This window comes from Enterococcus sp. DIV1420a (assembly GCF_051712165.1).
In the GTDB taxonomy this organism is placed as follows: domain Bacteria; phylum Bacillota; class Bacilli; order Lactobacillales; family Enterococcaceae; genus Enterococcus; species Enterococcus faecalis.
Window position 1 is genome coordinate 512,970 of sequence record NZ_JBIOOI010000001.1, and the last position, 10,846, is coordinate 523,815.

Below are 10,846 nucleotides of genomic sequence, written 5' to 3' on the forward strand. Positions count from 1 at the left end.
ATGACAGCCGTTTTTATATTTGTTCGTCACTAAGACTTACAATTTACGGCGACGGGCGAATTCCACAAACTTAAATTTGTTTAAGCGGTGACGAGATTCCGTATAGCCAAAACAGCGGGTATCTTCCAAGTTCATGATACTACGAACCACGACGACATGATTGCCTTCGACTTCACCAATCAGCTGCTTGTCCATCTCTGTGAGCGGTTCCACGGTGATTTCTTTCTGGGCATAACTAATCGCCAAGCCAAGATCGTTTTCCAGATAATCGAAAATCGAATCTTCGGCACGGTGCTTCGGCAGTTCTGGGACAATCTCTTTAATCAAGTAATCAATGTCTAAAATATCGACTTCCCCTTCAATCTCCCGTTGCCGAACTAAGCGCCACACAGGGGCCCCTTCCGTCCAACCAGTCAACTGAGCCAAGTTGCGCTCCACAGGAATTTCTTCTAAGGAAACCACATGAGTATGACTTTCAATATGTTGCGTTTGTTGTAACTCCTTGTAACTGGTCACCCCTGAAATAGGAAAATTAAACTTTTTAAAGTTGAGCACAATCGAGCCTTTGCCTTGTTTTTTCTGAATGTAGCCAGCGTTAATCAGTAAATTCAAGGCTTTCCGAATTGTTTCACGGGAAACATTGTAAGTTTCCACTAATTGATTTTCACTAGGTAATAAATCGCCTGGCTGATAGTCGCCTTGGACAATTTGTTGTTCTAATTCTAAAAATATGTCATGAAACTTGTTCATGCCGATCCTCCTCTACCAACAATTTCTTTTCTAAAAGCATAGCATATTCCCTCCGAAAAACCTAGAGCTGGTCAGAAAAATCCCCCGCACTTTCTGCCTTGCTTACGCCACAAACTCCCCCAGCTAAACCACTGCTTGACCGCCTTTTTTTCAGACCCAGCGCAGTCGGTTGCTGCCCCCTTCTGGAAAAGTTTTCCCAAGAATCTAGGGAAAATCCTTGTAATTCTGATTCGTTCATACTATACTGTAGTCAAACGAAACATGTCTATACAAGTTCACAAGGAGGCGCCAAACATGACTATTTTAGAATTAACATTCGCAACGAACCAACTAACGACGACTTTTTTTAACCATAAATTGGAACCGCTTCACCAAAAAACGTTCCCTTTTGAAGCCTTGACTATCGAAGAAACGGTTCCTGAACTGTGCCAATTGATTGTGGCAGAGGCTGCGCCGATTCTGGGGGGGATTGTGGCTGATTTCCCAGCGGATTTCTTTTCGCCAGAGGAAACGTTGGCGCTGGTTCCGCAAGCGGTGATTCAAGCATTCGCGGAACAGTTGAACACGCCACTTTTAACGGCAGCCGAACAAGCGGCGGCACCGAATCTGCTGGCAGCATTTGAAGAAAAACGGCAATATCTGGCTTGGCATTTGGACTATTATGGCTACGTGCCTGGGAAAAATGAATATGTGGTGGAGTCCCTGTTAACTGTCGGCAATGGCTTTTTAGGCTTGCGCGGCACAACACCTGAGATGACGATTTCTGATGATCATTATCCAGCGACCTATATTGCGGGGCTTTATAATACAGCGGCTTCGGAAGTTGCGGGTCAAGTAGTGGAAAATGAAGATTTCGTTAATGCTCCCGACAACCAACACATCGCTTTAAAAATTGGCGATGCCACTGACTGGTTAACGATTTCCCCAGACACGCTACAACAATTACACCGTCAATTGAACTTGAAAACGGGATTGTTTGTCGCAGAAATGATTTTGAAAGATGCGGACAATCAGCAAATTAAATTAACGAAGAAAAAAATCGCCAACATGGCACAGCCGAATGACTATCATCTGCAATATACGTTTGAGCCGTTAAACTTTTCAGCCCCAATTACTTTGAAAACCATCACTGATGGCAGTGTCTACAACTATAACGTGGCGCGGTATCGCAACTTAACAGCCAAACATTTTCAGGTGACAGCATTAAGCGCGCAGGAAAACAAAACCGTGATTGAGGTTTGTACCAACCAATCCAACTTAAGCGTCCGAGAAACGGCCTTGATAACCGGTGATTTTTTTGAAAAAGAAGCCATTATGATTCTAGAAGAAGCGGAAAAAATCGCCCAAGTGGTGACCGTGATGGCGCACCAAGGAACGCGCTATACGCTAGAAAAACAAGTCTTTGTGCAAGCCAGCCACGCCGAACAAAGTTGGCAAGTACCGTTTACGCCGAAGGACTCTTTTGCGGCCGCCGTTCAGGAAAGCGCCCGCGCTTGGCAAACCCTTTGGCAACAAGCCAACATTACCGTGACAGGCGATTTGATGTCTCAAAAACTTTTACGGATTCACAGTTATCACTTGCTGGCTTCGGCTTCGCCTTTTAGTAACCAAGCCCAAGCATTGGACGTCTCGATTACCGCCCGAGGCTTGCACGGTGAAGCGTATCGTGGACATATTTTTTGGGATGAAATTTTTATTTTACCTTTTTATATTCAACATTATCCTGACACAGCGAAACAATTGTTGCTGTACCGCTACCACCGATTAGAGAAGGCGAAGGAAAATGCGGCGGCCAGCCAGTATCGTGGCGCAATGTATCCGTGGCAATCAGGGCGTGATGGGCGTGAAACCACGCAAAAACTTCACTTAAATCCGTTGAATGGACATTGGGGCGAAGATCATAGTATTTTGCAACGGCATGTTTCCTTGGCGATTGCTTACAATGCTTGGTTGTATTGGCATAGTACACAGGATCATGAATTTATGAAACAATATGGCGGCGAAATGTTGTTAGAAATCGCTCAATTTTGGAACAGCGCTGCGACGTTAGATGACGCAACAGGACGGTTCTTTATTGATAAAGTGATGGGACCTGATGAGTTTCACGAGGGCTATCCAGACCAAGCGGAAAGCGGCTTGAAAAACAATGCCTATACGAATTTGATGGTGGTTTGGCTATTCGAAGAATTAACCAACATTTTGGCACTTTTCTCTGAGGAAGAACAGGCACAACTTTTTGCCAAAACGCAGACCTCTTCGGCTGATCTAGCCCGCATGCAGCAAATTCAAAATTCACTGGAAATTGAAGTTAATTCTGACGGTATTATTGCGCAATATGAAGGGTATTTCGGCTTAAAAGAAATTGACTGGGCGGCGATGAAAGAGAAATACGGCAATATTTACCGCATGGATCGAATTTTAAAAGCCGAAGGGGAATCTCCCGATGATTACAAAGTGGCGAAACAAGCCGACACGTTAATGTTGTTCTACAACTTAGACAAAACTCGGGTGGATCAAATTTTAGAAGATTTAGGGTATCAATTGCCTGCGGATTATTTAGAAAAAAATCTTTTGTATTATCTAAAACGGACGTCTCATGGTTCGACTTTGTCACGAATTGTTCATGCCCAATTGGCAGAAATGGCGCAATTCCATGAGCTATCTTGGCAACTTTATCAAGAAGCGTTGTATTCCGATTATCGTGACATTCAAGGTGGCACGACCGCTGAAGGGATTCATACAGGGGTCATGGCTGCGACGATCCACGTTACTTTAGCGACGTATGCAGGCGTTGACACGCGCCAGAACGAGTTATCAATTTGTCCAAACTTACCTGAACATTGGCAATCGCTGGCCTTCCAGTTTATTCATCAAGGCGTGACGTATCAATTTTCATTAACACAAACCAGTGTCACGATTACAGCAGATAAAGACACACAATTATTGGTTCAGGGCGCGTTGATTCCGTTAACCGCCGAACGACCAAAAGAAGTACATTATCAATAAAGGAGCGAACCATAATGACGATTGGATTTATTTTTGATTTGGATGGTGTCATTACTGACACCGCCAAATTTCATTATCAAGCTTGGAAAGCATTGGCCGATTCGCTAGGCATTTCCATTGACGAAACCTTCAACGAAACATTAAAAGGCATTAGTCGGATGGATTCCTTGGACCGCATTTTAGCCCATGGCCACCGTGAAAATGCGTTTACTCCAGCAGAAAAAGAAGCCTTAGCTCAGCAAAAAAATGACCACTACGTTCAATTATTAGAACATTTAACGACAGAAGATGTTTTACCTGGTGTCGTGCCATTGCTACAGCAAGCCCAAGCACGTCACATTCCCTGTGCCGTGGCTTCGGCTTCAAAAAACGCGCCCCTGATTTTGGAAAAATTAGGCGTGCGCGCGTACTTCGCCACAATTGTCGATCCCGACTCATTAAGCAAAGGCAAACCTGATCCTGAAATCTTTTTAGCCGCCGCTGACAGTATTGGCGTGCTACCGCAAAACGCCATTGGCTTTGAAGATGCCCAATCAGGCATTGACGGCTTGAAAGCCGCGGGCATCTATGCCGTCGGCTTGTCGGCCAGCCAACCCTTAATCGGAGCCGACATGCAAGTCTCTGAAATGACTGAACTAAGCGTTGATGCACTGCTCAATCGCTAAAGAATGACAAGAACCTTTAGCAGCAGGCACCTCTTTTCATCTACATTGTATCTATACTAGAATGTAGATGAAAAGAGAGAGATGCGTCAACATACCTCTCTGATGTAGAGCCGTTTAAGACGGTGACCAATTTAGTTATAAAAAATAACCGTACCGGTCAAAGTAGACGGTTATTTTTTATTGTCATTACACTCCATTATTGGATTAAAAAGGATTGAGTTGAACGTGGTTCTGTGGTAGACTTTTATTAGAAACAAGTAGATGTTTCTTGATGATCAGGCATCATAATAACTCAATACTGAAATCGGAAGTAATAGCCGATAGTTGGCGAGCAACAGAAAAACTCGATATAGAATTGGACGTAGAGCCAATAGTTGGTGAGCAACAGAAAAACCTGAATTATATTTGAAGTTTAAAGAAGGCAAGCTAAGCTTGGCTTCTTTATTTATAGGAGAAACTAATGATTGAGAAAAAAGATTTTGACACAATTAGAAAGGCGTTCTTAATTTATGACACCAACTTCAATAATCATATGTTCACTTATACATATCAACATCGGAAAACAAAGAAATTGTTAGAAATGAACGTTCAATTTGAAGCTGGGAATTTTATGCATTTATGCGGAGTTGACTATTATCAAATAGATAAACAAGGGAGCTGTAAATTTCGTTTTAAGGCTACTCAATTTTACAGAGCTTTAAAAAATAATAAAGTTTCACTGCGCGGGATTAAACCTAAAGATGATGGAACCACAGGCCAAAAATTACAAGTAATTCCTCTATTAGAAATGCTTATTTCTCCAGGTGTACGAATATGCGATGGAGGAAAATTTTATAATTTACAGTATGAAAAAGCAATTCGTTCAGGCAAAATGATTGTGGCGTTAACATGTAAAGAGGATAACAAAAAGTACGTTCCACAATCTTTATTATCGTTAATAAATCAGCCACGAAAGAGCCAATCGAAATCTTTAACTGAATCCCATGAAGTAATTAAAATAAGTAAGTCTGAGCTGAATAGCACCTCAGTAATTGAAGTTTACGATAAATTTTAACAAAAAAGCGGGCTAAACAGACTATAGGGAAAGAGAATAAGCCCAGAGGTTTTTCTCCTCTTTAACAGCTTTTAGGATTTCACGGATTAACGCTAAATTTATTCGTACTTTTCGGGAAAATGTGCTATAATGAAAACGAAAAGAGAGATATGCGTCAACATACCTCTCTGATGCAGAGCCGTTTAAGACGGTGACCAATTTAGTTATAAAAAATAACCGTACTCGATCAAAGTAAACGGTTATTTTTTATTGTCATTTTTAACAGCTTTTAGTTTCCAAGGACCAATACTTTACTATTAGCAACAAAGTTCACGGTCCTTTGTGCTTGTCTCCACGTTCATTTCTTTTGCTTATTGTTTAAATCCTACTAACGGAAAAATGAAATCAACGAATTTTATCCCCGCATAAAAACATAGGGCAAACATCAAAATCTTAATTAAGATTTTGACAATTGGTCGTTCAGTTATCTTTTTCATTTGTATACTCCTTTCCAATATTTTTAAAGCTCCAACCTTTTTAATCTTTTTGACATCTATATTTTATCTAATTATAATAAAACTCACAATAGAGGAAGCATCATTTTTTCATTTCCTTTTTATTCCTTGATTAGTAGTTCAATTTGTAAACATATCATTCTGACAAAATAGGAAAGGTGGTTGTTATAGTATCGAGACAAAATTATCTACAAAGAAAAAAACACCTCTCGAAGTGTCTTATGTAAAATATTTTTTTCTGGTCTTTTTTTTGGTCTTAGCCATGGACTATTACCATCAATTTCCATGCTTTTTTATTGTGGAATGGGCTGGGTTTTAGCCTCTACCTATTATTTCTGTAATAACAATCTCACGTATCCTCTTGCTATTCATTTGCTATTAAATAATTTATAATACACAAAAAAAACCGCCCACATCAGAAAAATGATGTGGGCGGTTTTTATAATTATTTATTTTTTGTTTCAAATAACGGACTAACTGGTTTGTTTTCGTGGATACGTTTAATCGCATCTCCGATTAATTCACCAACGCTGACTTCGTCAATTTTAGCAATTTTACGATCATCAGATAGGTAAATAGAGTCTGTTACAACTAAGCGTTCAATTGCTGAATCTTCAATACGTTGTAAGGCTGGTCCTGATAAAACGGGATGTGTACAAGAAGCGTAAACGTCTTTTGCTCCGGCTTCTTTCAATGCGTTTGCAGCAAGAGAAATTGTCCCTGCTGTGTCAATCATGTCATCAATTAAGACACATGTTTTGCCTTCCACATGACCAATGATATTCATTACTTCTGCTACGTTCGCTTTTGGACGACGTTTGTCAATGATCGCAATTGGTGCTTTTAAGAATTCTGCCAATTTACGCGCACGCGTTACACCACCATGGTCAGGGGAAACAACAACGACGTCATCGCCTTGAATGCCGTGTTCGATGAAGTAATCGGCAATTAATGGTGCACCCATCAAATGATCCACTGGAATATCAAAGAATCCTTGAATTTGGACCGCATGTAAGTCCAATGTCAACATTCTTGTTGCACCAGCTTTTTCAATCATGTTTGCAACAAGTTTAGCAGTGATTGGTTCCCGGGCACGTGCTTTACGGTCTTGACGTGCATACCCATAATAAGGCATAACCACGTTAATTGTTTTAGCACTCGCACGTTTTAACGCATCAATCATGATTAATAGTTCCATTAAGTTATCGTTAACAGGGCTACTTGTTGATTGAATGACGTAAACATGTGCACCACGAATACTTTCTTCAATATTCACTTGAATTTCGCCATCACTAAATTGTGTTACAGAGCACTTTCCTAGCTCCACACCCACAGCATCCGCAATTTTTTCTGCTAAGGGACGATTAGAGTTCAAAGAAAAGATTTTCAATCTTGGATCAAAATAATGTTTCGACATTAGAACCTCCACTTTCTATTTCAGCCAATTCGTTAAAACTGAACAATACTTTCCTTCTAAAATAATAGTAGTCCTAGCCAAATAAATCAAGAGATTTTCTGTATTTCATACAAGATATTCATCAAAAGTCGCTTTCTTCTAACTATTTTATCGTATTTGTCTAAAAAATGAGGATTATTTGAATAAAGAAAGGTACTCGCCATAGCCTTCTTTTTCTAAATCTGCCACTGGCACAAATCTCAAAGCTGCCGCATTAATGCAATAACGTAAGCCACCTTCTTGGAGTGGGCCATCAGTGAAAACATGCCCTAAATGTGAATCCGCTTCTTGACTGCGAACTTCTACTCGGTGCATGCCGTGACTAAAATCAGCTTTTTCTTTGACGCCACGTTTTTCAATTGGTTTGGTAAAGGATGGCCAGCCGCAACCAGCATCGTATTTGTCCAGGGAGCTAAACAACGGTTCGCCACTAACAATGTCTACATAGATTCCGTCTTGGTAAAAGTCATCATATTCTCCTGAAAAAGGGCGTTCTGTTGCGTTTTCTTGTGTGACGGCATATTGAAGATCCGTCAAGGTTTGTTTTAATTCTTCTTCTGTTGGTTTTGTCATTCTGTCCACTCCTTTTCTTCTGTTCAATTTATTGGGTTCAATGATACCACGTTTGCCAAACAGGCACCTAATAGTTTGCATAGTAAAAGACAGTCCTTTCTCTTTTTGACGAATGAAAAGGACTGTCTTTTATTAGTTGAATTCTTTTAGTAGTCGGGCTACTTTGGCAATTGGTAAACCCATAATGGCGTAATAATCGCCAGCGATTGCTTCAATTAGTAATGCTCCTTGTCCTTGGATACCATAAGCGCCTGCTTTGTCGGCATACTCTGCGGTATCTAAGTAAGCATGGATTTCCGTGTCTGTCAGTGGATAAAACGTCACGGTTGAATGAACTGTCGCGGAGCGCTCTTTTTCCCCTTGTTTCAACGTCACACTTGTATACACGTCATGTGTTTTGCCACTTAGGAGGCGCAACATGCGATAACCGTCTTCCCGAGAAGTGGGTTTGCCGAGGATTTCTCCCGCCAATGCCACAATTGTATCGCAGCCAATGACTAGTGCTTCGGGGGATTGTTCTGCTATAGCCGCTGCTTTTTGGGCAGCCATTTGCGCCACATATTCTGCTGGTAAGCCGTCTTTGCCAACAGTTTCATCGATATCGGCTGGTGCAATCGTAAAAGTTGGGACCACACGCTTTAATAACTCCTGACGGCGAGGAGATTGGGATGCTAAAATAATTTGCATAAAATGATGACGCCTCGTTTCTTTTTAATGGGGGTCTTGAATGCGTTTAAACATTCGTTCCATATCTGAATTCGTAAAATGAATCAGCACCGGACGTCCATGCGGACAATTAAACGGATTTTCGCACAAGGCTAAATCTTTTAATAGCACGCATGCTTGTTGCTCATTGAGGTAATGATTGGCTTTGATGGATCGCTTACAGCTCATCATAATGGCGGTTGCTTCACGGAATTTTTTCACGCTGACCGAGCCAGTTGTTAGCAACATGTCAATCATCTCGCGAACAATGCTTTCCTCTTCGCCTGCAGGATACCAAGTTGGGTGCGCCCGCACAATGAAACTATTTTGTCCAAAATCTTCCAAATGGATGCCGACTTCCGCAAGGGTTTCTTTCTGCTCTTTAATTTTCAAGGCATCGCTATTTGGATAATCAATAACGATTGGTACCAATAGTTCTTGTAAATCATCACTGACTTCGCCAATTTTTTCACGGAAGTACTCGTATTTAATTCGTTCTTGGGCAGCGTGTTGGTCGATAATAAACAGGCCATCTTTGCTTTGTGCGAATAAATAAGTTCCGTGCATTTGACCGAAGTATTCTAGCTCAGGAAAACGCTCTGTCGGTCGTTCTTCTTCCAACTTGTTCAGGGCTTGTTTCAGTTCTCTTTGACTCGCAGCGCTATTGGCATCGAATTCTGGGTGAAGTTTCATTTCTTCTTGGAAAACCTCGTCAGCAGCCTCTGATGAACGCAGAGAAGGTTCTGAATCAGGCACTTCAGTTATTTTCGTTTCTTCGGCTATTACCTGTTGCTCATTACTAGCTGTTTCCCAATGATTTGCGGAATCAGCAGCTGCCGAAGAGGTTTCGTAAGCTGACGTTTCTTCCGCTACACTCGTTGATTCTGGCACTGGCGGCGCAAATGGATCGTCCATTGGGTCCACTGCTCTTTCTGTCTGGTTGACAGATTCAGGGGCGCTTGAGGCTGGTGTTTCGTCTGTCGCATGTTCCGCATAGAAGCGGCCTGTTGCGGGATTATAGCTTAAGCTGCCCGGTCGTTGTTTTACCGCAGGTTGTTCAGTCGATAAAGGAATTTCCATTTGTTCGGCTTTAGGTTCTGGCGGTAGTTTCTTTTTAAAACGCAAATTGTCTGCCGCATTGGGAATCAACTGTTCTTGGCTCAACACTTCTTGAATCGCCTGTTCAATTAATGCCATTAAATCTTTTTCTTTACTTAAACGAACTTCTTGCTTAGTAGGATGGACATTGACATCGACTAACAGCGGATCCATTTCAATTTCTAACACAGCAATTGGAAAACGCCCCACCATTAGTTTCGAACCATAGCCGGCTACAATTGCTTTATTTAACGCGAAATTTTTAATATAACGACCATTGATAATCGTTGATAAATAGTTGCGGCTGGCCCGTGTGACTTCTGGCAATGAAACATACCCTGTCAAAGTAAAATCAAGGTCTTTTCCTTCAATTTTCAACATTTTCTTTGCGGTACTAATGCCATAAATCCCGGCAATCGTTTGTTTTAAATCACCATTGCCTGTTGTACTCATCATTTTGTGGCCGTCATGAACTAAGCGAAAAGCGACTTTAGGGTGGCTTAACGCCAGACGATTGACAATGTCACCGATATTGGCCAATTCCGTTTGGATCGTTTTGACGTATTTCAAACGAGCAGGCGTATTATAAAATAAATTAGAAACGGTCATTTTTGTGCCTTTACGGAGGGCTGCTGGTCGGTTTTCTTCGACCTTGCCCCCTTTTAGAATCACATAGCTGCCTTCTTCTTCCTCAGCTGTGGCAGTTTCGACAATCATTTCAGAAACTGAGGCAATACTTGGTAAGGCTTCGCCTCGGAACCCCAAGCTGCGAATTCGGAACAAATCATCTCTTGTATGAATTTTGCTTGTGGCATGGCGTTTGAAGGCATTCAGTACATCTTCTTTGGCAATTCCTTCACCATTATCAATAATTTGAATGGTTTTTAAGCCAGCTTCTTCAATAAAAATATCAATTTGAGTGCTTCCTGCATCCAGTGCATTTTCCACCAATTCTTTGACGACAGAAGCGGGACGTTCAACAACTTCACCAGCAGCAATCTGGTTGGCTAGTTGTTCGGATAGTTCTTGAATTTTCCCCATTTCA

9 protein-coding genes are annotated in these 10,846 nt (G+C 41.4%); 4 read left to right on the forward strand and 5 right to left on the reverse strand.

Going from position 1 to position 10,846, the window contains the following annotated elements; genetic code table 11:
- Nucleotides 1-36: 36 nt before the first annotated feature.
- Nucleotides 37-750 (reverse strand): trehalose operon repressor, encoded by a 714-nt coding sequence (gene treR, locus IGI80_RS02730; RefSeq protein ID WP_002354877.1) that lies wholly within the window; start codon nucleotides 748-750, stop codon nucleotides 37-39.
- A gap of 261 nt (nucleotides 751-1,011) precedes the next feature.
- Between treR and IGI80_RS02735 the strand changes: the two genes are divergently transcribed.
- The 4 genes from IGI80_RS02735 to IGI80_RS02750 all read left to right on the forward strand — a co-directional run bounded on the left by IGI80_RS02735 (nucleotide 1,012) and on the right by IGI80_RS02750 (nucleotide 6,362).
- The gene (locus IGI80_RS02735) at nucleotides 1,012-3,756 is read left to right on the forward strand and encodes a glycoside hydrolase family 65 protein (RefSeq protein WP_438722619.1); all 2,745 of its coding nucleotides are present in this window, start codon (nucleotides 1,012-1,014) and stop codon (nucleotides 3,754-3,756) included.
- A 14-nt stretch (nucleotides 3,757-3,770) separates the two neighbouring features.
- Nucleotides 3,771-4,421 (forward strand): beta-phosphoglucomutase, encoded by a 651-nt coding sequence (gene pgmB, locus IGI80_RS02740; protein WP_002354875.1) that lies wholly within the window; start codon nucleotides 3,771-3,773, stop codon nucleotides 4,419-4,421.
- A 460-nt stretch (nucleotides 4,422-4,881) separates the two neighbouring features.
- Nucleotides 4,882-5,475, forward strand: a complete 594-nt coding sequence (locus tag IGI80_RS02745) for a PBECR4 domain-containing protein (protein WP_438722620.1) — start codon at nucleotides 4,882-4,884, stop codon at nucleotides 5,473-5,475.
- A 680-nt stretch (nucleotides 5,476-6,155) separates the two neighbouring features.
- Entirely contained in the window at nucleotides 6,156-6,362 is a 207-nt protein-coding gene (locus tag IGI80_RS02750) for a CPBP family intramembrane glutamic endopeptidase (RefSeq protein WP_224561207.1), read from the forward strand.
- A gap of 52 nt (nucleotides 6,363-6,414) precedes the next feature.
- Here the strand turns inward: IGI80_RS02750 and IGI80_RS02755 are convergent, their stop codons facing one another.
- The 4 genes from IGI80_RS02755 to mutL form a co-directional block, all read right to left on the reverse strand.
- On the reverse strand, nucleotides 6,415-7,386 hold the full coding sequence (locus IGI80_RS02755; RefSeq protein WP_002381060.1) for a ribose-phosphate diphosphokinase: 972 nt from the start codon (nucleotides 7,384-7,386) through the stop codon (nucleotides 6,415-6,417).
- A 174-nt stretch (nucleotides 7,387-7,560) separates the two neighbouring features.
- Nucleotides 7,561-7,998: a peptide-methionine (R)-S-oxide reductase MsrB gene (gene msrB / locus IGI80_RS02760; RefSeq protein WP_002354871.1), complete on the reverse strand. Its 438-nt coding sequence runs from the start codon at nucleotides 7,996-7,998 to the stop codon at nucleotides 7,561-7,563.
- A gap of 132 nt (nucleotides 7,999-8,130) precedes the next feature.
- Entirely contained in the window at nucleotides 8,131-8,685 is a 555-nt protein-coding gene (locus IGI80_RS02765) for a Maf family protein (RefSeq protein WP_002354869.1), read from the reverse strand.
- A gap of 24 nt (nucleotides 8,686-8,709) precedes the next feature.
- Complete coding sequence (mutL, locus tag IGI80_RS02770) at nucleotides 8,710-10,842, reverse strand: DNA mismatch repair endonuclease MutL (protein ID WP_438722621.1); 2,133 nt, start codon at nucleotides 10,840-10,842, stop codon at nucleotides 8,710-8,712.
- Nucleotides 10,843-10,846 lie beyond the last annotated feature (4 nt).